This window comes from Streptomyces sp. NPDC102441 (assembly GCF_044765585.1).
GTDB lineage: Bacteria > Actinomycetota > Actinomycetes > Streptomycetales > Streptomycetaceae > Streptomyces.
Genome location: NZ_JBIWKH010000003.1, coordinates 119,715 through 139,952, shown reverse-complemented (window position 1 = coordinate 139,952; position 20,238 = coordinate 119,715). Strand labels below are relative to the sequence as shown.

General features: G+C 69.9%; 22 protein-coding genes and 1 pseudogene. 13 read left to right on the top strand and 10 right to left on the bottom strand.

Annotated elements, in window-relative coordinates:
* Positions 1 to 2: 2 nt before the first annotated feature.
* The 3 genes from ACIREO_RS06890 to ACIREO_RS06880 form a co-directional block, all read right to left on the bottom strand.
* Positions 3 to 431: a MaoC/PaaZ C-terminal domain-containing protein gene (locus ACIREO_RS06890; protein ID WP_404106105.1), complete on the bottom strand. Its 429-nt coding sequence runs from the start codon at positions 429 to 431 to the stop codon at positions 3 to 5.
* A complete protein-coding gene (locus ACIREO_RS06885; protein ID WP_404106102.1) occupies positions 424 to 876 on the bottom strand; it encodes a MaoC family dehydratase N-terminal domain-containing protein in 453 nt (150 codons plus the stop codon). The genes ACIREO_RS06890 and ACIREO_RS06885 overlap by 8 nt, the downstream gene beginning before the upstream one ends.
* Positions 877 to 990: 114 nt before the next feature.
* The gene (locus ACIREO_RS06880) at positions 991 to 2,205 is read right to left on the bottom strand and encodes a CaiB/BaiF CoA transferase family protein (protein WP_404106100.1); all 1,215 of its coding nucleotides are present in this window, start codon (positions 2,203 to 2,205) and stop codon (positions 991 to 993) included.
* A 468-nt stretch (positions 2,206 to 2,673) separates the two neighbouring features.
* Here ACIREO_RS06880 and ACIREO_RS06875 point away from each other — a divergent pair, with 468 nt between their 5' ends.
* From ACIREO_RS06875 to ACIREO_RS06855, 5 genes are all read left to right on the top strand, one after another.
* Positions 2,674 to 3,087 (top strand): Zn-ribbon domain-containing OB-fold protein, encoded by a 414-nt coding sequence (locus ACIREO_RS06875; RefSeq protein ID WP_404106097.1) that lies wholly within the window; start codon positions 2,674 to 2,676, stop codon positions 3,085 to 3,087.
* The gene (locus ACIREO_RS06870) at positions 3,084 to 4,268 is read left to right on the top strand and encodes a thiolase family protein (protein ID WP_404106095.1); all 1,185 of its coding nucleotides are present in this window, start codon (positions 3,084 to 3,086) and stop codon (positions 4,266 to 4,268) included. Before ACIREO_RS06875 ends, ACIREO_RS06870 begins: the two co-directional genes overlap by 4 nt.
* 108 nt (positions 4,269 to 4,376) lie before the next feature.
* Positions 4,377 to 5,591, top strand: coding sequence for an amidohydrolase family protein (locus ACIREO_RS06865; RefSeq protein ID WP_404106093.1), 1,215 nt, complete (start codon positions 4,377 to 4,379; stop codon positions 5,589 to 5,591).
* A 229-nt stretch (positions 5,592 to 5,820) separates the two neighbouring features.
* Positions 5,821 to 6,879: a phosphotransferase family protein gene (locus tag ACIREO_RS06860; protein ID WP_404106090.1), complete on the top strand. Its 1,059-nt coding sequence runs from the start codon at positions 5,821 to 5,823 to the stop codon at positions 6,877 to 6,879.
* A gap of 130 nt (positions 6,880 to 7,009) precedes the next feature.
* Positions 7,010 to 8,287, top strand: a complete 1,278-nt coding sequence (locus tag ACIREO_RS06855; RefSeq protein ID WP_404106088.1) for an acyl-CoA dehydrogenase family protein — start codon at positions 7,010 to 7,012, stop codon at positions 8,285 to 8,287.
* Positions 8,288 to 8,326: 39 nt separating this feature from the next.
* Here the strand turns inward: ACIREO_RS06855 and ACIREO_RS06850 are convergent, their stop codons facing one another.
* The gene (locus tag ACIREO_RS06850; RefSeq protein WP_404106085.1) at positions 8,327 to 9,133 is read right to left on the bottom strand and encodes an SDR family NAD(P)-dependent oxidoreductase; all 807 of its coding nucleotides are present in this window, start codon (positions 9,131 to 9,133) and stop codon (positions 8,327 to 8,329) included.
* Between the two features lie 38 nt (positions 9,134 to 9,171).
* On the opposite strand from ACIREO_RS06850, the pseudogene ACIREO_RS06845 reads away from it, so the two are divergent.
* The 5 genes and pseudogenes from ACIREO_RS06845 to ACIREO_RS06825 form a co-directional block, all read left to right on the top strand.
* Positions 9,172 to 9,408, top strand: a pseudogene (locus ACIREO_RS06845) (TetR family transcriptional regulator); the annotation flags it as partial.
* Positions 9,409 to 9,468: 60 nt separating this feature from the next.
* Entirely contained in the window at positions 9,469 to 9,825 is a 357-nt protein-coding gene (locus tag ACIREO_RS06840; RefSeq protein ID WP_404106785.1) for a hypothetical protein, read from the top strand.
* Between the two features lie 41 nt (positions 9,826 to 9,866).
* Positions 9,867 to 10,640: an SDR family NAD(P)-dependent oxidoreductase gene (locus ACIREO_RS06835; protein ID WP_404106082.1), complete on the top strand. Its 774-nt coding sequence runs from the start codon at positions 9,867 to 9,869 to the stop codon at positions 10,638 to 10,640.
* Between the two features lie 228 nt (positions 10,641 to 10,868).
* Positions 10,869 to 11,087, top strand: a complete 219-nt coding sequence (locus ACIREO_RS06830; protein ID WP_404106079.1) for a hypothetical protein — start codon at positions 10,869 to 10,871, stop codon at positions 11,085 to 11,087.
* A gap of 53 nt (positions 11,088 to 11,140) precedes the next feature.
* Entirely contained in the window at positions 11,141 to 11,929 is a 789-nt protein-coding gene (locus ACIREO_RS06825; RefSeq protein WP_404106076.1) for an SDR family NAD(P)-dependent oxidoreductase, read from the top strand.
* Between the two features lie 36 nt (positions 11,930 to 11,965).
* Here ACIREO_RS06825 and ACIREO_RS06820 read toward each other — a convergent pair whose 3' ends face one another.
* Positions 11,966 to 12,577 (bottom strand): cysteine hydrolase, encoded by a 612-nt coding sequence (locus tag ACIREO_RS06820; protein WP_404106073.1) that lies wholly within the window; start codon positions 12,575 to 12,577, stop codon positions 11,966 to 11,968.
* Positions 12,578 to 12,719: 142 nt separating this feature from the next.
* Between ACIREO_RS06820 and ACIREO_RS06815 the strand changes: the two genes are divergently transcribed.
* The 3 genes from ACIREO_RS06815 (at position 12,720) to ACIREO_RS06805 (ending at position 14,993) form a co-directional block, all read left to right on the top strand.
* Entirely contained in the window at positions 12,720 to 13,532 is an 813-nt protein-coding gene (locus tag ACIREO_RS06815) for an enoyl-CoA hydratase/isomerase family protein (protein ID WP_404106070.1), read from the top strand.
* 5 nt (positions 13,533 to 13,537) lie between these two features.
* Positions 13,538 to 14,005, top strand: coding sequence for a Zn-ribbon domain-containing OB-fold protein (locus ACIREO_RS06810; RefSeq protein WP_404106067.1), 468 nt, complete (start codon positions 13,538 to 13,540; stop codon positions 14,003 to 14,005).
* A 64-nt stretch (positions 14,006 to 14,069) separates the two neighbouring features.
* Positions 14,070 to 14,993 carry an SDR family NAD(P)-dependent oxidoreductase gene (locus tag ACIREO_RS06805; RefSeq protein WP_404106065.1) on the top strand — a complete coding sequence of 308 codons (924 nt, stop codon included), beginning with the start codon at positions 14,070 to 14,072 and terminating at the stop codon, positions 14,991 to 14,993.
* Between the two features lie 71 nt (positions 14,994 to 15,064).
* Here the strand turns inward: ACIREO_RS06805 and ACIREO_RS06800 are convergent, their stop codons facing one another.
* The 5 genes from ACIREO_RS06800 to ACIREO_RS06780 are packed head-to-tail and all read right to left on the bottom strand — an operon-like array spanning position 15,065 to position 20,187.
* On the bottom strand, positions 15,065 to 16,219 hold the full coding sequence (locus ACIREO_RS06800; RefSeq protein WP_404106062.1) for an acetyl-CoA acetyltransferase: 1,155 nt from the start codon (positions 16,217 to 16,219) through the stop codon (positions 15,065 to 15,067).
* Complete coding sequence (locus tag ACIREO_RS06795) at positions 16,216 to 17,244, bottom strand: acyl-CoA dehydrogenase family protein (protein WP_404106059.1); 1,029 nt, start codon at positions 17,242 to 17,244, stop codon at positions 16,216 to 16,218. Before ACIREO_RS06795 ends, ACIREO_RS06800 begins: the two co-directional genes overlap by 4 nt.
* Positions 17,245 to 17,260: 16 nt before the next feature.
* A complete protein-coding gene (locus tag ACIREO_RS06790; protein ID WP_404106056.1) occupies positions 17,261 to 18,433 on the bottom strand; it encodes an acyl-CoA dehydrogenase family protein in 1,173 nt (390 codons plus the stop codon).
* A gap of 33 nt (positions 18,434 to 18,466) precedes the next feature.
* A complete protein-coding gene (hpaH, locus tag ACIREO_RS06785) occupies positions 18,467 to 19,288 on the bottom strand; it encodes a 2-oxo-hept-4-ene-1,7-dioate hydratase (RefSeq protein WP_404106053.1) in 822 nt (273 codons plus the stop codon).
* A gap of 8 nt (positions 19,289 to 19,296) precedes the next feature.
* Positions 19,297 to 20,187 (bottom strand): alpha/beta fold hydrolase, encoded by an 891-nt coding sequence (locus ACIREO_RS06780; protein ID WP_404106050.1) that lies wholly within the window; start codon positions 20,185 to 20,187, stop codon positions 19,297 to 19,299.
* Positions 20,188 to 20,238 lie beyond the last annotated feature (51 nt).

Below are 20,238 nucleotides of genomic sequence, written 5' to 3'. Positions count from 1 at the left end.
GCCTAGGTGCCGGACGGTACGACGAAGTCGGCGCTGCCGCTGATGGCGACGCCGCCGGTCTGCCGTGCACAGGTCAGCGCGACGGTGACCAGTTGCGCACCGTCATCGGACGGCTGGACCTCGGTGACCTCGCCGGAGCAGCTCAGCACGTCATCGGGCCACACCTGTTCGCGGAATCGCACCTGGAACCGCCGCACTCCGCGCGCGCCGAGCCAGTCGGTGGCGAAGGTGGCGAGGAGCGCCGCCTGGTGCATGCCCTGGGAGAAGACCGAGGGGTACCCGGCCGCGCGGGCCTGCCGGTCGTCGTAGTGCATCGGGTTCAGGTCTCCCGACGCCCCCGAGTAGCGGACGAACATCTGGGTGGTCAGCGGGCCGAATTCGCGGGGCCCGGCCTTGGTGCCGACGACGATCGTCTCCGTGCTCTCACTCATGGCCTGCCTCCTTCGGTGCTGTCTCGATAAGGGTCGCCCGTGCCTCGGCGAGCAACTCGCCTGCGGTCGAGCGGAATTCGGTGACGACCACCGCGAAGCGCATCTCGCCGCCGCGGCGCCCGGCCTTCGAGTACCGCTCCACGAGCCTTTCCCGTGCCACCAGCACGGCACCGGCCTCGGGCGGTGGGCCGTGGAAGACGTACTCCTGCTCGCCGTGGAGCAGCCGGGCCCGGACGAAGCCGGTGTCGATCCGGCCGCCCTCGGGGGCCCAGCGCACGGCCGAGGTCAGGAAGGTCGGCGGGATCACCGCGTCCGCACCCTGGTAGGAGGGGTTGTCGGACTGCATGGCGGTCGCGAACTCGCGGATCTTGCCCTGCTCCACGCGGACTTCGTACGGCGTGGCGCTCGCGCCGACCGCGGTGGGTTCCGCGGATGACGTGGTCATGTGTCTCACCTCTTGATGTGTTCGGGTGCGCCCGGGGGTACCGGCCGCGCGGTGTCCGGAGACAAGGAGTCGGACGGGTGGGCTTCGGTCCCGGCGGGACTTCGCTGACACGGCCTAGAGAACGGCTCCCGCCACCTTCAGATCGATGATCTCCTCCATGGACAGGCCCAGTTCCTGCAGCACCTCGTCCGTGTGTTCACCGTGCTCGGGGGCCCTGCGCACCGTGCCGGGACGCTCGTCGAACTGCACGGGCGCGGAGACCAGCTTGAAGTCCTTGCCGCTCGCGTCCGTCACGTCGGCGATGATGTCGTTGGCGAGGATCTGCTGATCGGTCACCACTTCGCGGGGGCGCTGCACAGGGGCCCAGGCGCCGTTGATGTGCTGGAGGATCTTTCGCCACTCGGCGAGGGTCTTCTTCGCGAAGCCGGTGGCGAGCGCTTCGGTGCAGCCGGCGGTGTTCGCCATGCGCTTGGCGTGGCTGTCGAAGCGCGGGTCGTCGATGAGTTCGGGGCTGCCGAGGACGTGCATGAGCTCGGGCCAGAAGCGGTCGCTCTCCATCATGACGATCGCGATGTAGCGCCCGTCCGCGGTGCGGTAGCTGTTCACCATGGGGTTGGCCGGACGGTCGGGCGTCGACTTGGGCATCTCGTCGATCGCGAAGGCGTGGGCTCCCGCGATGGTGGCGCCCATGGCCCAGGCGCCCATGGCCAGCAGCGAGCCGTCGACGGTGAGCGCCTCGCCGGTGCGCTCGCGGTGCAGCAGCGCGGAGGAGACCGCCCCGGCCAGGGTGAGTCCGCCCATGACGTCGCCGAACGCCGGGCCCGGCATGGTCACCGGGTAGCCCAGGGCGACCGGGCTGACGTTCTCGGCGGCTCCGCTGCGGGCCCAGAAGGAGGTCAGGTCGTAGCCGCCCAGCTCGCTCTCCGGTCCCCGCTGTCCGGCGGCGGAGCCCCGGACGTAGACGATGCGGTCGTTGTGCGCGCGCACGTCCTCGACATCGATGCCGAGCTTTTTGCGCGCCGCGGGGCGGAAGTTGGTGAGAAAGACGTCGGCCTCGGCGACCAGCTTCATCAGTGTGGCGTGTCCCTGTGGGGACTTGAGGTCGAGGCCCACACTGCGCTTGCCCCGGTTGGGCAGCTCGAACATGTGGTTGACGCCACCGGCGGGGACCAGGCCCGACGTCACCAGACCGCGCTGGGGGTCGCCGGACTCCGGGTGCTCGATCTTGATGACGTCTGCGCCCCACTCGGTGAGGATGGCGCCGGCCACCGGTACGTAGGTCCAGGCGGCCACTTCCACGACCCGGATACCACTCATGACTTCGGCCATGGCACGACTCCTTCCGCTGCGCCCGAATCCGGCCGCCCTGCGGGGCGGCCCGATCGGTGGCAACCTGTCGACTGTCAGAAAATCTGACGCTGTGTACATTATGACGCTCGGCCCTGGCTGTCGATAGGCGAGGGAACGAGCGAGAGGCGCGGGCTCTTCTGACGCTTCCGTCCTTCGCGGGCCGTAAGGCGGCGCACGGACGTCCGTGACTCGTGATGTTCATACACGACTGTCAGAGAGTGGTCCATAGGAGCGGCGGGACTGGGACGTGAAACCTCCCCGGACTCCGACGTAAGGCGACTAAATCGCGTGTTTACGGGGTTAAGAAGCTCCCGACTATTTCGTGACGCCACCATCAGATGTTACGGTCCGAGCGGCTGGTGACACGGAGGTCTCAACGAGTTGGCCCACCGGGTCCACCAGGCCGACGACGGCACCTGGTGCCGCAGTTGATCCCGGAGGAAACCCATGTCAGAACAGCCGGGCCGCATACTTCCGGAGGTAACGGAGGAATCGAGAGCGTTCTGGACCGGTGGTTTCGAGGGCAAGCTCCTCATCCACCACTGCGAGTCCTGCGGACGCTGGTTCCACCCCCCGGTCGGCGCCTGTTTTCGCTGTCGCAGCCGTGAGGTCGGACCGAAGGCCGTCTCCGGACGCGCCAAGGTCGCGGCGTACACGGTCAACCACCATCCCTGGCTGCCGGCGTTCCCCCCGCCCTATGTCATCGCCGCCGTCGAACTGGACGACGAGCCGGATGTCCGGCTCACCACCTGTCTGGTCGACTGCGACATCGCCCGCGTCGAGGTGGGGATGCCCGTCGAGGTGGTCTTCGACGAGCAGGACGACGTGGCCCTTCCCTTCTTCAGGCCGGTGAGCGCATGACCTTCGTCGAAGACCGCGCTGTCATCACCGGTGTCGGACAGTCGCAGATCGGCCGCAGGATCGGACGCAGCGGGATCGATCTCGCGCTGGAGGCCGCCGAGCGGGCCGTGCACCACTCCGGCCTCGACTGGGACGCCATCGACGGGGTCGCGAGCTACCCCGGCCCGGTCGCCGCGGAGGCCGGCTTCGTCGGCGCCACCACCCACGACGTGCGGGACGCCCTCGGGCTGCGCACCCGCTGGCACACCAGCTCCGTGGAGACGTCGGGCCAGATCGGCACACTGCTGGACGCCGCCGCGGCCGTCGCCACCGGCCGTGCCACGCACGTGCTGTGCTTCCGGTCGGTGTGCGAGGCCACGGCACAGGCCGGGGGCAGGGCCTCGGCCCTCGCGGACAAGGCCCGACGGGCCTCAGGCCACGGCGAGTTCCGGATGCCCTTCGGGGCGGCCTCGCCCGCCAACTGGATCGCCATGTACGCCCAGCGCTACATGCACGATTTCGGCCTCACCAGGGAGCAGATCGGCAAGCTGGTGATCAACTCCCGCACCAACGCGGGCCGCAATCCGGACGCGATCTACCGGCAGCCGATGACCATGGACGACTATCTCGGCGCCCGGCTCATCTCCTGGCCGCTCGGCCTGTACGACTGCGACGTGCCCTGCGACGGCGCGACAGCGGTGATCCTCTCCCGCCGGGAGGAGAGCGGCGGTCTCGCGCAGACACCGATCGCCATCGAGGCGGCCGGATCCGCGCTGTACTCCCGTCACTCCTGGGACCAGCGGCCGGACCTGACCACCATGGCCGCCCACGACGCCGCCTCCGCCATGTGGGACACCACCGACCTCACACCGGCCGATGTGGACCTCGCGACGCTCTACGACGGCTTCAGCTATCTGACCACGCAGTGGATCGAGGCCCTGGGCTTCGCCGAGCACGGCAAGGTCGGGCCGTTCCTCGACGACACCGACCGCTACCGGCTGGAGGGCAGCCTGCCCATCAACCCGCACGGCGGTCAGCTGTCGGCCGGCCGTCTGCACGGCTACGGCTTTCTGCACGAAGCGTGCGTCCAGCTCTGGGGCCAGGCGGGCGACCGGCAGGCACCCAAGGACCTGGCCGTCGCCGCCGTCGGTATCGGCGGCGGCCCCGAAGCCGGCTGTCTCCTGCTGCGCAGGGACAGCTGACCGCGCCGGAGCCGCACCGCGGCCCCGTACCACGCATCATCGCGCGCGGCCCCGAGCCGCGCCGTCCCGACGGGGCAGGCCCCGCCGAGGCTCCAGTTTGGAGGAAACATGCCGCTTCAGGACCACATGCAACTGATCTCGGTGGACGACCACCTGATCGAGCCCCCGTCCCTGTGGACAGACCGGCTGCCGAAGAAGTTCGTCGACGCCGGCCCCCGCATCGTCGAGAAGGACATGAGCAACGAGACCGGGGACGAGGGCCTGTCCTCAGTACTCCTCACCGCGGCCCGGCACGGGGAGCAGGGCAAGAAGCGCCTCGCCGAGGTCTGGCAGTACGAGGGTCGCATCTACCCGAACATCGGGCTCAACGCCGTGGCCGGCAAGCGGCCCCAGGAGTACGGGATGGACCCCACCCGCTACACCGACATGCTGCCCGGCTGCTACGACGTGAACGCCCGCATCGCCGACATGGACGTCGACGGCGTCCAGGCCGCCCTGTGCTTCCCGTCCTTCCCCCGGTTCTCCGGCACGGTGTTCCTGGAGGGCAAGGACAAGGAGCTTGCGCTGCTGTCGGTCCAGGCCTGGAACGACTTCCAGCTCGACGAGTGGGCCGCCGCGTACCCGGACCGCATCATCCCCATGATCATTCTGCCGCTGTGGGACCCGGAGGCCGCGGCACGGGAGATCTACCGGTGTGCGGCCAAGGGCGCCCGGGCGATCACCTTCCCGGAGAACACGGTCGGCCTCGGCCTGCCCTCGTTCTACACCGACCACTGGGACCCGGTCTTCCGGGCCGCGCAGGAGACCGGGATGCCGTTGTGCATGCACTTCGGCTCCTCGGGCAAGCCGCCGATCACCTCCCCGGAGGCCCCGATGGCGGTCATGATCTCGCTGTTCGGCACCAACTCGATGGACGCGACGGCCGACCTGCTGTTCTCCCAGGTGTTCCACAAGTTCCCCGAGTTGAAGATCGCCCTGTCCGAGGGCGGCATCGGCTGGGTGCCCTACCTGCTGGAGCGCATCGACCTCACCTGGGAGAAGCACCGCTGGTACCAGAACGTCGACAAGAAGGTCCGCCCCTCGGACCTGTGGCGCAAGCACTTCTACGGCTGCTTCATCGACGACCTGGAGGGCGTCGTCCGGCGCGAGAAGGTCGGCATCGACAACATCATGTGGGAGTGCGACTACCCGCACTCGGACTCCAACTGGCCCAAGAGCCGTAGTTACGTCACCGAATTGATGGAGGGCGTACCGGACGACGAGGTGCACAAGATGGTCGAGTGGAATGCCAGGCGCGTATTCAACTTCCCCCGTGCCGAATGATCGTGAAGGGGAACAATAAGTCCCTCGGCTGACCGATGTGACTGACCGATGGCTGACCTGTTTGGCTGATCGCTCCGGCTGACCGCCCCCGGTCGGCCCGTCAGCCAAAAAATGCATCCGCGTGCACGGTGAAGAATTCCGCATGGAATGAAACACTCGCCGCGGGTGCATTTTTTATTTTCCCTGCGAGTAATTGCGTTCTGTGGGACGGGTCATTAGATTTCCGCGTATGGCCGATCAGAAGAAGACCACCGAAGAAGCCGCCGGCACGGCCGGGTTGGACGCCGCAACCCTCTCCCGCTGGATGGACAAGAAGTCCCTGCCGGGTGCGGGGGAGCTCGCCGGGATCAAGCCCCTTTCCGGGGGTTCGCAGAATGAGCTGTACGAGATAAGCCGCGGCGGCAGCTCCCTCGCGCTGCGTCGCCCGAGCCGTGCGACACCCGGCCAGGCGAAGGTCCTGATGCGTGAGGCGCGGCTGCTGAAGGCCATCGCCGACACCGACGTCCCCCACGCCCGGCTGCTGGCCGCCAGCGACGGCGCTGACGTCCTCGACAGGCCCTTCTACCTCATGGAGCTCGTCGACGGCTGGAGCCCCATGCAGGGTGGCTGGGCGGCTCCCTTCGACACCGGCCTCGGGGCGCGTGCCGGACTGGCCCGCGAGCTCGTCGACGGCGCCGCCAGGATGGCCCGCGTCGACTGGAAGGCCGTCGGTCTCGAAGGCTTCGGCAAACCGGACGGCTTCCTCGACCGCCAGGTCGACCGCTGGCTCTCCCACCTGTCCGGCTTCGGCTTCCGCGAACTGCCCGGGCTCGACGAGGCCGCCGCCTGGCTGCGCGCCCACCGTCCCGCCTCCTTCCGGCCCGGCATCATGCACGGCGACTACCAGTTCGCCAACGTCATGTTCCGGAACGGTGCCCCTGCCGAGCTCGCCGCGATCATCGACTGGGAGATGGCCACCATCGGTGACCCGTTGCTCGACCTCGGGTGGGTCCTGGTGGCCTGGCCGCCCGAGGGCGACGACATGACGGAGTCCCGCTACCTCGACTACGCGGGCATGCCTCCCAGGGACGACCTGCTGGAGCACTACGCCTCGGTCAGCGGACTGGACGTCACCGAGATCGACTACTACGTGGTGCTCGCCCGCTTCAAGCTGGCCATCGTGCTCGAGGCCAGCGTCGCCCGCTACGCCAAGGGCGAGGCCGACGAGCGGGTCGCGCGGTTCGGGCCGATGGTCCTCGAACTCATGCGCAAGGCCGCGGAACTGACCCGCACGACCGACCGCCGCTGACGCACGCAGCCAGCCGCCTCCCGGCTGTCCCGCGGGCCGACGGGGAGAAGGCGACCGGCCCCGGAGCGTCGCGGCACGGGCGCACCGCCACACCACCGCCGCACCACAGCCACACCGAAGAGGAGCCGACATGTCCTGGGACTTCGAGACGGACCGCACGTTCCAGCAGAAGCTGGACTGGGCCGAGGGGTTCGTCCGCGAGGAGATCGAACCGCTGGACCTGGTCTGGCCGCACGACAACTACAAGCCGCTCGACGACGAGCACCGCAAGATCGTCGACCCGCTCAAGCAGAAGGTGCGCGAGCAGCAGCTGTGGGCCTGCCATCTGGAGCCGGCCCTCGGCGGGCAGGGGTACGGCCAGGTGAAACTGGCCCTGCTCAACGAGATTCTGGGCCGTTCCACCTGGGCCCCTGTCATCTTCGGCACCCAGGCGCCCGACACCGGGAACGCGGAGATCCTCGCCCACTTCGGCACCGAGGAGCAGAAGCGCGCCTACCTCCGGCCGCTGCTCGACGGCGAGATCTTCTCCTGCTACTCGATGACCGAGCCGCAGGGCGGGGCCGACGTGTCCGGCTTCGGGACGACCGCCGTGCGCGACGGCGACGAATGGGTCATCAGTGGCCGGAAGTTCTTCTCCTCCAACGCCCGCTACGCCACCTTCTGCATCGTCATGGCGTACACGGACAGGGAGGCCGGCCCGCACGGCGGCATGTCCATGTTCCTGGTGCCCACCGACACCCCGGGACTGACCATCGAGCGCAATCTCGCCCTGATACACGAACCGGCGGAGGAGGGATCCGAGGGCTACCTCCACTACGACGACGTCCGGGTCCCCGCGACGGCCCTGCTGGGGGAGGAGGGCAAGGCGTTCGAGGTCGCCCAGGTCCGCCTCGGCGGCGGCCGGGTCCACCATGCGATGCGCACCGTGGGGCTGGCCCAGCGTGCCCTGGACATGATGTGCGAGCGGGCGCTGTCGCGCACCACCCGTGGCCGGCTGCTCGCGGAGCGGGAGACGGTGCAGGCGTACGTCGCCGAGTCCTACGCGCAACTCACCCAGTTCCGGCTGTTCGTCCTGCAGACCGCCTGGAAGATCGAGAAGACGCAGGACTACGCGCAGTGCCGCAAGGACATCAGCGCGATCAAGTTCCTCACGCCCAAGGTGCTGCACGACATCGTGCAGCGGGCCATCCAGGTCCACGGCGCGCTCGGCGTCACCCAGGACACCCCGCTCGCCAAGATGTGGGTGACCGCACCGGTGATGGGCCTGGTGGACGGCCCGACCGAGGTGCATCTGCGACAGGTGGCCCGGCAGGTCCTCAAGGAGTACCGGCCGACGGAGGGGATGTGGCCCACCGACCACATCCCCTCGAAGATCGGGGCGGCCCGCACGAAGCTCGGCGTCGCCTGACAGCTGCGCGGAAGGGAGGAGGTGCCTCGGCCGGGCGGCCTACGGAATGCCGCCGTCCGAGCGCACCACTGTGCCCGAGGTGTAAGAGGCGGCGTCACTGGCCAGGAACAGTGCGGCGCCGACGATCTCGTCGGGACGGCCGATCCGCTTCAGGTGGAGACGCTCGGACATCCGCATCGTCTGGTCCATGTCCCAGGCGGCGCTGACATCCGTCAGATACTGGCCGGGCATCAGGGTGTTGACGCGGACCTCGGGGCCCAGCAGCTCGGCGAAACCCTCGGTCATGGCGTTGAGGCCGCTCTTCGCCGCGGCGTACGGGATGATCGAGCCCGTGGGGCGGAGCGATCCGGTGCTGCTGACGTTGATCACGCTGCCGGAACCCTGTTCCTTCATCCGCGTGCCGACGAGCTGGGTGAGCCGGAACGGGCCCTTCAGGTTGAGGCCGAGGACGGAGTCGTACATCTTCTCCGTCACGTCTGCGATGTCGTCGTACACGGGTGACATACCTGCGTTGTTCACGAGGACGTCCACGGTGCCGAAGCGCTCGTAGGCGGCGTCGACGAGGCCGGGTATCTCGTCCCAGCGGCCCATGTGGCAAGCGTAGGCGAGGGCGTCGCGGCCGGTCGTCTCCTTGATCTCGGCGACCACCTCCTGGCACTTGTCGAGCTTCCGGCTGGCCACGACGACGTCCGCGCCCGCCTGCGCGAACGCCAGGCTCATCCGGCGGCCGAGCCCTCGGCTCCCGCCCGTGATCAGTGCGACCTTTCCGGTGAGACCGAACAGGCTGAAGGGATAGGGAACACCGCCCTCGGTGTCCGGGACGGGCTGATCGCTGCTGGAATTCATGAAGTTTCCCTCGAATCGGAATCGGGTTGCTCGCGGAGATGAACGATAGGACAGAGAAGGCCGTTGTCACAGGGGCCGGCCGTGCCGCCCTGGCGGTGGACCGGGGGATGATGGACCGCCGGGAGGCCGTCGAGGCAGAAATCGAAAGGATTCTGACGGTGACGCTCGAATTGCTCTCACGGGAGACGGCAGCGGTGCCTTCGGTCTCGGAGATAGTCCGGGCCGCTGGGATTTCGAACCATACGCTGTACCGGTTCTTTCCGAGCAAGCACGACCTGATCATGGCCGTTTTCGAAAAGGGTGTCCAGAGGGCGGCGGAATGGATAGGGGCCGCTATGGCCCGAGAGTCTTCGCCCCGGGAGCAGGTGCGGGCCTGGGTCCAGGGGCTTCTCCATCAGGTCTCCGGCCGTGCGGTCGCCCGCACCAGCCGCACGGTGATCCGGCACCTGGGCACTGCCGGATTCCCGGCCGGGGCGGACGCCGAGGACGCGCTGCTGCGGCCGGTGACCTCGCTCCTCGACGAGCCGTTGCGCCGGCTGGGCCGCGACCCGGACAGTGACGGGCCCTACGTCGCGGACCTGACGCTGGGCGCCATGCGCAGATACCTGTGGACCGACACGGCTCCGGCACCCGAAGACGTCGAGAGGCTCGTCGGCTTCGTCCTGCGGGGCCTGGACGCCGGCCTTCGGTGAAACGGGACGCCGGACACCCGGTCGCGGAGAGGGGAACGCCCGTGAGAGGCGACGAGAAGGACCTGGTCGGCAAGGTCGCGGTGGTGACCGGTGCTGCGTCCGGAATAGGCCGCGCGCTCGCCGGGGCGCTGCGGGCGGCCGGCGCGGAGGTGGTACTCGCGGACCGCGACGAGCAGAGGCTCGCCGGGGCGGCCGGTGAACTGGACGCGCAGGGCGTCGTCGTGGACGTGAGCCGGTGTGCGGACATGCGACGGCTCGGCGATGAGGTGATGGAGCGGCACGGCCGGGTCGACCTCGTGGTGAACAACGCAGGCATCGCCCGCATCGCGCCCTTCGAGGAGCTCTCGTCGGCCGACTGGGAGCGGACACTGGGCGTGAACCTCTGGGGGACCGTCCACGGGATGCGGGTGTTCCTGCCGCTGCTGGAGCGGTCCGGGGGCGACGGGTTCCTGGTGAACACGGCGTCGATCGCCGGGGTGCGCAACGGCCCGGGACTGAGCGCGTACTCCGCCTCCAAGTTCGGGGTGGTCACCCTCACCGAGACCGTGGCCCAGGAACTGGCCGGGTCCGGCTCACGGGTGGGCGTCGGGGTGGTGCTGCCGGCCCGCGTCCGTACGGGCATGACCGGGCATGCAGGGGCAGGGACCCCCGGAGTTCTGGAAGCCGAGGACGTGGCCCGGACCGTGCTGGAGGGGATCCGCTGCCGTGACCTGTACATCGTGACCCACCCCGAGGCGCTGGAATCCGTCCGCGAGCGGCATCGCCGCATCGAGGCGGCGTTCGAGGCGGCCGCGGACCGGGAGAGCGGGACCTGAAGGCGCTGTAGAAGACGGAACAGTCAGAAACATGACCTGTGTGTGACGATGGCATCTACCCCCATGACGCATGAGTTCCCAGCCAGAGCCGCCCAGGCCATTGACGTCCGCGAGTGCCCTGCTTAATGTACGTCGTGTCAGAAAGCGGGAGCGAATAGCGGCGTCCCGGGCCATGGGTGCGGTCTTCCGTCCCATGGCCCGGACCCGTCCTCATGCTGGGAGCCGGAGATGAGCCACGGACACGACATCGATGCGGCCGACTGGACCGACGACGATCTGCTCACGCGCCAGGAGGCGGGTGGCCGGCTGAAGGAGGAGATCGACGAGGTGCGCGACCGCCTCGCGGGGCTGACGGGCAAGCCGGGCGACACCGACGACGCCGAGGCCTCGCTGCGGCTGCTCACCCGCCGGCTCACGGCGCTGGAGAAGGCGTACGCCGCGCTGTGAGCGACGGCGCGCCACTCGCACCACCACTCACGCGCTTCGGGAAAGGACGTCCTGTGGGAGACAGGCTGAAGGGCAAGGTGGCGCTGATCTCGGGCTCCACGCGGGGGATCGGGCGCTCGACGGCCGAGCACTTCGCCGCCGAAGGAGCCCGGGTGATGGTTGCCGGGCGCACGGTGGAGAAGGCGGAGAAGGTCGTCGCACGGATCCGGGAGGCGGGCGGTGAGGCCGACTTCCTGAGACTCGACGTCGGCGACGAGGACAGCGTGCGCGCCGCCGTGGAGGCCACGGTGGAGCGCTTCGGCGCGTTGCACACCCTGGTGAACAACGCGGCGCCCACCGCGCTGGTCGCGGCGACGGTCAAGCCCCTGCACGAGTGCACCACCGAGGAGTGGGAGGCGATCCTGCGCGGAGCGCTGACCGGATCGGTGTTCTGGATGTCCAAGTACGCCTGGCCGCACCTGGCCGAGGCGCGGGGCGCCTCGATCATCAACGTCTCTTCGGGCCAGTCGCTCGCCGGGTTCCGGGGATTCGGCGCCTACAGTGCCGCCAAGGGCGCGGTGAACAGTCTCACCCGGACCCTGGCCGCGGAGGGCGGCCCGGCCGGTATCCGCGCCAACTGCCTGGTCGTCGGCAGGGTGGTGGCGGTGCGCGGTGACGCGGGACTGCACACCGGCGGCGGCAGGCTGACCCGGCTGGGCAGTCCGATGGACATCGCGTACGCCGCGACCTGGCTGGCCTCGGACGAGGCCGAGTTCGTCACAGGATCCACCATTACCGCGGACGGCGGCTTCTCCGTCAACGGCGACGCCGTCGGCGACGCGGAGGCGGCCGGACCGTTGTGACCGCCACGCTTCTCTGTGCCGCCGGGCATTCCCGGTTCAGGGGGCGGCGGGCAGCCGCGCGATGACCTCCTGCGAGGTGCGGACGCGGGCCAGTACGGCGAGCTGGTTCTCCACGAAGAACCGGTGCGCCTCGGGAGAGGATCCCGCCGTGCAGTCCTCCGCGAGGACCACGTCGTAGCCCCGGTTGACGGCCTCCAGGGCGAGCCCGGGCAGGGCCACGTTGGTGGACACACCGGCCAGGACCAGGGTGCGGACGTCCTGCAGGCGCAGCATCGCGTCCAGGTCGGTGCCGTAGAAGGCGGTGAGCCCGGTGGCCCTGCGGCTCACGAAGTCGCCCGTCTGCGGCGTCAGTTCGGCCGGCGGGAGCACGTCGTCGGTACCCGCCGTCATGCTCCGGCCGCGCAGTGCGAGCTTCCCCAGATACGAGTTGGGCAGCATGCCGGCCTGGTCGGGCCGGTGCTCGATCAGGCAGTGGAAGACCGGCAGCCGGAGGCCGCGGAAGGCCCGGGCGAGTCCCGCGGTGCGCGGCACCAGACCACGTGCGGCCGCGTGTTCGGCGAGGCCGGGGGAGACGGAACGGCCGGGATCTAGGATGCCGAGCTGGCACTCGCTGATGACGAGCGCAGGGGCGGTCAGAGGGGATGTCATGGATCCACCTTCCATGAAGTGACGTAAAAGTCTGATGTGAGACTCGTCATCGCAGCAATAATGCTAACTACCTGCTGACATTATGGTGACGATACTGCCAGAATTGCCTGGACATTGAGATCTGGGCAGGCGAGGAGGTTCCGTGACGGACACGGATCGTGATCATGGCGGCGACGAAGCGGTGCGCGCACGCACCGAGGCGGGCGCACTGACGATCACGCTGAACAGGCCGGCCGCGGGCAACGCCCTGCGCCCCGCAGACCGAGACGAGGTGATCCGCCTGCTGGCGGTCGCCGACGGCGACCCCCACATCCGGGTGGTGGTGATCCGGGCCGAGGGCCGGCACTTCTGCACCGGTGCGGACGTCACCACGATGGGAGGCGACACCAAACGGGTCACGGGCCCGATGCGACGCATCATGAACGGCGCGCAGAAGCTGATGAGCGCGGTACTCGACTGCGGGAAACCGGTGATCGCGGTCGTGCAGGGGGCCGCCGCGGGGATCGGGGCCCATCTCGCCTACGCGTCCGACCTGGTGATCGCCACCGAGAACGCCTACTTCGTCGAGTCCTTCGTCAAGCGTGGACTCGTGGTCGACGGCGGTGGCGCCTATCTGCTGCCGCGCCGGATCGGCATGCAGCGGGCCAAGGAACTGGTCCTGTTCGGCGAGAAGCTGGGCGCCTCCGAGGCGTCCGCACTGGGCCTGGTCAACCGGGTCGTCCCGGCGGACCTGCTCGACAAGACCGTCACGGATTTCGTCGAGCGGCTGACGTCCGCTCCCACAAGCTCCATCACACTGACCAAGCGCCTGATGAACGAGTCCCCGGACACCGACCGGGCGGGCTCCTTCCTGGCGGAGGCCATGGCGCAGGAACTCCAGTCCTACGCGCAGGACTCGACCGAAGGGGTGCGTTCCTTCGTGGAGAAGCGCCCCGCCGACTACGTGGGCTGGTGAGCGGAATGGCGCAGAAGGAAACCCCCGGGGCGACGAAGGCCGCCACGGCGCCTCGGCAGCCCGCACGGCCCCGCGCCGACCTGCCGACCGTGGAAGCCGAGACGCGGCCGTACTGGGAGGCCGCCGCGCAGGGGCGGCTGCTCATCGCGAGCTGCGCCGACTGCGGCGCCGTGCACCACTACCCGCGCGTGATGTGTCCCTCCTGCTGGAGCGAGGAGGTGACGCCTGTCGAGGCCGAGGGGACCGGCACGGTCTACACCTACTCCACGGTCCACAGGAACGACCTCCCGCCGTTCAACGAACGCCTTCCGTACGTCGCCGCGCTCGTCGAACTCACCGAGGGGCCGCGGCTGATGACCAACATCGTGGGCTGCGCCCCCGAGGAGGTCGCCATCGGGATGCGCGTGAGTGCGCGGTTCGAGGAGATCGACACCGGCGTCCACGCGCTGTACTTCGGTCCGGCAGCGGCCTGAACGACCGCCCCGAACGCAGAACACAGAACACAGAACGAAGAACAGTGACGAGAAGAGGATCGACATGAGTGGTCTGCTGGAGGGCAAGGTCGCCCTGGTGACGGGCTCGGGTCACGGCATCGGCCGCGGCCATGCCCTGGAGCTCGCCAGGCACGGCGCCACGGTCATCGTGAACGACCTGGGCACCTCGGTCAGCGGCGAGGGCGAGGGCAAGGTCGCCGACGAGGTGGTGGGTGTCATCACCGGGCGCGGGGGCAAGGCCGTGTCCGACTTCAGCGATGTCGGGGACGAGGCGCAGGTCGACGCGCTCGTCGAGCGCGCCTACGACGAACTGGGCCGCCTGGACATCGTGGTGAACAACGCCGGCATCGTCCGCGACCGGGCGATCTGGAACATGAGCGCCGACGACTTCGACCTCGTGATGCGCGTCCACGTCCGCGGCACCTGGCTCACCAGCAGGGCAGTGGCCCGCAAGTGGCGCGCGGAGTCCAAGGAGACCGGCGGCCCTGTCTACGGCCGTATCGTCAACACGACGTCCGGTGCGGGACTGCTCGGGCATTTCGGCCAGTCCAACTATGCCGCGGCGAAGGCCGCGATCGTCGGCCTCACCCAGACCCTCAGCCTGGAGCTTGCGTCGATCGGCGCCACCGTCAACGCGATCAGCCCCGGTGGGCTCACCCGGATCTCGGCCACCATGCCCGGTGCCGCGCCGGCCCTCGAACCCGACGAGCGCGACGAGGAGGAGTTCGACCCGAAGGACCCCTCGCTCGGCTCGCCCGTGGTCGCGTGGCTGGCGAGCCCGGAGGCCGGGCACGTCAGCGGACAGGTCATCAAGGCGTTCGCCGGCAACATCGAGCTGCTGCGCGGCTGGGCCCCGCAGGCGAGCGTCAGCAGCTCGGGCAAGCGGTGGGACGCGACGAAGCTCGGTGCCGTGATGGGGACCGATGTCTTCGGCACCCGCACCCCGGGTCTGCGCCTGGGCGGCTGAGACCGCGCCTGCGCACGACGCAAGGGAGGAGGCGGCCCCGACGGGGGCCTCCTCCTCCCTTGCGTGTCGGTTCAGGCGGGCCGCTGGGACCCGAGCAGCACGGTGCCGCTGGAACAGAACCAGCCACCCGTCCCGCTCACACAGGCCACCTCGGCGTCCGGTACCTGCCGCGGTCCGCACTCCCCGCGCAACTGGCGTACGGCCTCCACGACGAGGAACAGACCCCGCTGCCCCGGATGGCACGCGGACAGCCCGCCGCCGTCGGTGTTGGTGGGCAGTTCACCGCCCAGGCGCAGCCGTCCCTCCCGGACGAACGCCCCGCCCTCGCCCTTCTTGCAGAACCCGAGGTCCTCCACCGTCGCGAGCAGCATGTAGGTGAAGGCGTCGTACAGTTCGCACACGTCGACGTCCGAAGGACGCAGCCCCGCGCGTTCGAAGGCGAGACGGCCGCTGACCTCCGCCGGGCCCGTGGTCAGGTCGTCCCACTGGCTGGTCAGCATGTGGGAGGTGGCCTCCCCCGTGCCCAGCACCCACACCGGATCGCCGGGCAGGTCCGGGATCCGGTCCTCGGCCACCAGCACGGCTGCCGCGCCGCCGTCGGAGCGGATGCAGCAGTGCAGTTTGGTGAACGGGTCGGCGATCATCGGGCCGCTCAGCACGTCGTCGATCGTGATGGGATCCCGGTAGTACGCCTCCGGGTTCTCCCGCGCGTTGAACCGCGCCGACACGGCGACCTCCGCCAGGTCTTCCACGGTGGTGCCGTACTCGTGCATGTGCCGGCGCGCCGCCATGGCGTACTTCGAGATCAGGGAGTGCCCGTAAGGGGACTCCCACTGGAGCGGCCCGCGCGAGCCCCAGTCGAGGCTCGCCCCGCGCAGCCCCTTGCGCAGGTCGCTGCGGGCCGTCGAGCCGTAGGTGAGCAGGACGACGTCGGCGTGGCCGGCGGCTATGGCGTCGGCGGCGTGCGCGAGCATCACCTCCCAGGAGGCCCCGCCGACGGCGGTCGAGTCGATCCACCGGGGCCGCAGCCCCAGGTATTCGCCGACGTCCACGGGCGGCAGGGTGCCCTGCGAGGTGGAGGCGAGCCCGTCCACGTCCTGGGGGCGCAGCCCCGCCTCCGCGAGGGCCCGCCGACTGGCCTGCGCCATGAGCGCGTACGGCGTCTTGTCGTCCACCCGGCCGACATCGGACAGGGCGACTCCGGCGATCACGGCGCGCCTGCTCACTGGGCGGCTCCTTCGGCCAGGAGCCGGGCGAGGACGTCGGCCGGCTCGATGAACAGGTGGTTCAGGGAGTGCGCCCGCTTCAGGTAGAGGTGGGCGTCGTGCTCGTCGGTGAAGCCCATGCCGCCGTGCAGCTGGATGCAGGACGCCGCGTTGTCGACCGCGGCCCGGCCTGCCACGGACTTCGCCGACAGGAGCTGGAACAGGGCGTCCGGGCGCCCGGACCGGAGGGCGACGGCGGCGAACAGGGACAGATCCACCGCGGCCTCGGCGCGTACGGCCATGTCGACGCAGGCGTGCTTGACGGCCTGGTTGACGCCGATCGGCTTTCCGAACTGGACGCGCTCGCCCGCGTGCCGGGTGGCCAGCTCCGTGGTGGCCTCGGCGACGCCGGCCAGAGTCGCGGCGTTCAGCGCGAGGGCGCGGAGCCAGAGCGGGTCGGCCCCGGCGGGCACCCAGTGAAGTACCCGGGTGGTCTCCAGGGTGGCCGTGGCCAGCCGCATGCCGGGGTCGAGGGCCTCGACGGTCTCCACCTGCCCGGCGTCGGGCGCCTCGACGAGGGCCGCCCCGTCCTCGGTGACGACGAGCAGATGTCCGGCACCGGCCGCGTCGATCAGGTCGAAGGCGCCCTTGACTCCGTCGGGGCCGACCGTGGCCTCGCCGCGCGCCTCGGCCAGACCGACCAGGGCCCGGCCCTCGCCGACGGCTTCCGCGAGGGCGGTGTCCCCGCAGTGGGCGGCCACACGGGCGCCGAGGACGCAGGCCAGGTAGGGGCCGGAGGCGAGTCGCCGGCCCAGTGCGTGGAAGAGCAGCGCCTCGTCCTCGAGGGGGCGGCCGAGACCGCCGTGCTCCTCGTCGAGTCCGAGGGTCAGGAGTCCGATCTCCGCGGCGTCGGTCCACTGGGCGGGGTCGACGGCGCTGGCCTCGCCGCGCCGGGTGCGCAGGATGTCCACCAGGGGGTGCGAGTCCAGGAAGTCCGTCGCCGCCGACACGAGCTCGAGCTGTTCTTGGGAAGGAAGCAGGTCCATCAGGGGTGACTCACTTTCACCTGGGCAGGCCGAGGACGCGGTCCCCGATGATGTTGCGCTGGATTTCCGAGGTGCCTCCTCCGATGGAGGCGGAGAACGAGTGGAGGTAGGTGCCCACCCAGCCCTTGTGGTGGCGGTCGTCGCCGCGGCGCAGGGCTTCGGGGCCCACGATGTCCATGGCGAGGGCGGCGACCTCCTTGGAGAGGTCGGCGAAGCGCAGTTTCAGCATCGAGCCCTTGGGGCCCGGGGTGTCCGACTGCATGCTGCGGCACACTCCCGCGTACGTCATGGCCCGCAGCGCGGCGAGGTCGGCCCGGGCGCGCGCGAGGCGGCGGGCGATCTCGTCGTCGGCGATCGCGGGGCGCCGCCGGTCTGGGCCGACGTGCTCGCGGGCATGGTCGATGAGTTCCTCGACGATGCCGGCCAGGCGCACCTGGGAGGCGGTGAACGCGGTGCCACGCTCGAAGGCGAGGGTGGACATGGCCACGCTCCAGCCCTGGCCGAGCTCTCCGACGACGTTGGCCAGCGGGACGCGGACCTCGTCGTAGAAGACCTCGCAGAACTCGGCGTTGCCCTCCATGGTGCGGATCGGGCGGACCTCGATGCCGGGGCTGTGCATGTCGCAGATCGCCCAGGTGATGCCCTGGTGCTTGGTGCCGGTGTTGTCGGTGCGGACCAGCAGTTCCTGGTAGTCGGCGCCGGCGGCGAAGCTCGTCCAGATCTTCTGGCCGGTGACGACCAGGTGGTCACCGTCGATCACGGCCTTGGTGCGCAGCGACGCGAGGTCGGATCCGGCGTCGGGCTCGGAGAAGCCCTGGCACCACACGACCTCCCCGCGCAGGATCTTCGGCAGGTGGAAGTTCTTGTGCTCCTCCGGAGCCCGGGTCATCAGGGTGGGCCCGGCGTGGCTGAGGCCGACGAAGCAGGCGTCGATCGGGGGCAGCCCGTGGGCGGCGTACTCCTCGTACCAGATGAGCTGTTCGGTCAGGGTGGCGCCGCGGCCGCCGTACTCGGTCGGCCAGGCGATCCCCGCCCAGCCGCCCTCCCACTGGGTCTGCTGCCAGGCGAGGTCGAAGTCGCGCTGCTCCCCGGGCTCCTGGGGGCGCGGGTCCTGGGGCTTGTTCTCGTGCAGCCAGGTTCCCACCTCCTCACGGAACGCGCGTTGCTCCGGGGTGAAGTCCAGATCCATCGGGTGCCTTTCTGCGATGCGGGGCGGAGGCGCTCAGGAGGTCGTTTCCTGGCGTGCGAAATAACAGGAGAGGGTGCCCAGCGGCCCGTAGTCGGCCACGAAGGTGTCTCCGGGCCGGGCGTGGACGGGGGCCGTGAATGAGCCGGAGAGGATGACCTCGCCCGCCCGCAGCCCGTCGCCGTGCGCGGCGAGCCGGGCGGCGAGCCAGGCCACGCCGTTGGCGGGGTGGCCGAGGACGGCGGCGGCCACCCCGGACTCCTCGACGACGGCGTTGCGTGACAGCAGGGCGGAGACCCACCGCAGGTCCACGTCGAAGGGGCGCACGATCCGCCCGCCGAGGACGATCCCGGCATCGGCCGCGTTGTCGGCGATGGTGTCGACGATGGTGCGGGTGCGGCCCGTCTCCGGGTCCTTCATCTGCACGCGCGCGTCGAGGATCTCCAGGGCGGGTGTGACGAACTCGGTGGCCCGCAGCACGTCGTAGCGGGTGACGTCGGGGCCCTCGAGGTCCTCGCCGAGGACGAAGGCGAGCTCCACCTCGACCCGGGGCATGGTGTACCGGCCTGCCGGGACGGTGTCGCCGTCGTCGAAGAACATGTCGTCGTAGAGGACGCCGTAGTCCGGCTCGGTGATGTCCACAGAGCGCTGCATGGTCCGCGAGGTCAGGCCGATCTTGCGGCCGCGGACCCGGCGGCCGGCCGCGGTGTGCAGCTCGACGGTGCGGCGCTGGACGGCGTACGCGTCCTCGATCGTCATCTCCGGGTGCCGCAGGGACAGCTGGCGGACCGGTACCCCGGTGCGTTCGGCTTCGTAGAGGCTCGCCGCGGCGTCGGCCACAGCCTGCTCGGGCAGCATCCGGGCCCTCACCTGCCGAGGAAGCGGAGGGCGGCCGGGTTGAAGGCGGCCGGATCCTCGAAGTGCGGCCAGTGCCGGACCTCGGGCATGTCGAAGACCTCCGAGTCCGGGATGAGCCGGGCGAGGGTGTGTGCCGTGCTCTGGTACTCCCCGTGGTCCTTGCCGGACGCCACGATCATGGTGGGAGCCTGGAGCGCTGCCCAGTCGGACTCCGGGATCAGATTGCGGTCGCGGGCCTCGGCGTCCTGCAGGATCAGCAGGTGGTCGATGGTCTCCCGGGTGTCGGCACGCCGGTAGACGGCCTGACGCAGCGCGATCAGGTCGGGCAGCCGGTTGCTCTCGTCCGCGATCAGGTGCTCGAACACCTTGTGGATCGAGCTCCAGCTGGGGTCGTTGACGGCCGCGGTGCGCTCGGCACGGATACGGGCCATGTTGGAGGCGGTCGCCACCAGCCCGGCCGGCGACATCAGGATCATCCGGTCGACCCGCTCCGGGTGCCGGACGGCGGTCGACGCGGCCACCCACGCGCCCAGTGACATGGCGATCAGATGGGTCCGGTCCATGCCGAAGTGGTCCATGACAGCCTGGATCTGGCGGACATAGACGGGGATCTCGTAGTCGTGGCCGGGCTTCTCGGAGAAGCCGTTGCCGACCATGTCGACGGCCACGCAGTGGAAGTGCTCGCTCAGCGGCCCCAGGGTGGGCGCGAAGGTCTCCCAGTGTCCGCCCGTGCCGTGCAGCATCAGCACGTGCGGGGCGTCGGGCGAGCCGGCCTCCGCGTACCGGGTGCGCACCCCGTCGGCATCCAGGTAGCCCTGCCGGAAATCCAGTTCGCGCAGGTGGCCCCAGATGCTGCGGTACTCCTCGCCGGCTCCGGCGTGCTCGCTCTGCTCGCTCATACAGCTCTCTCCCTTCGCCCCACGGCCGGGACCGAAGTCCGACCACAGGGA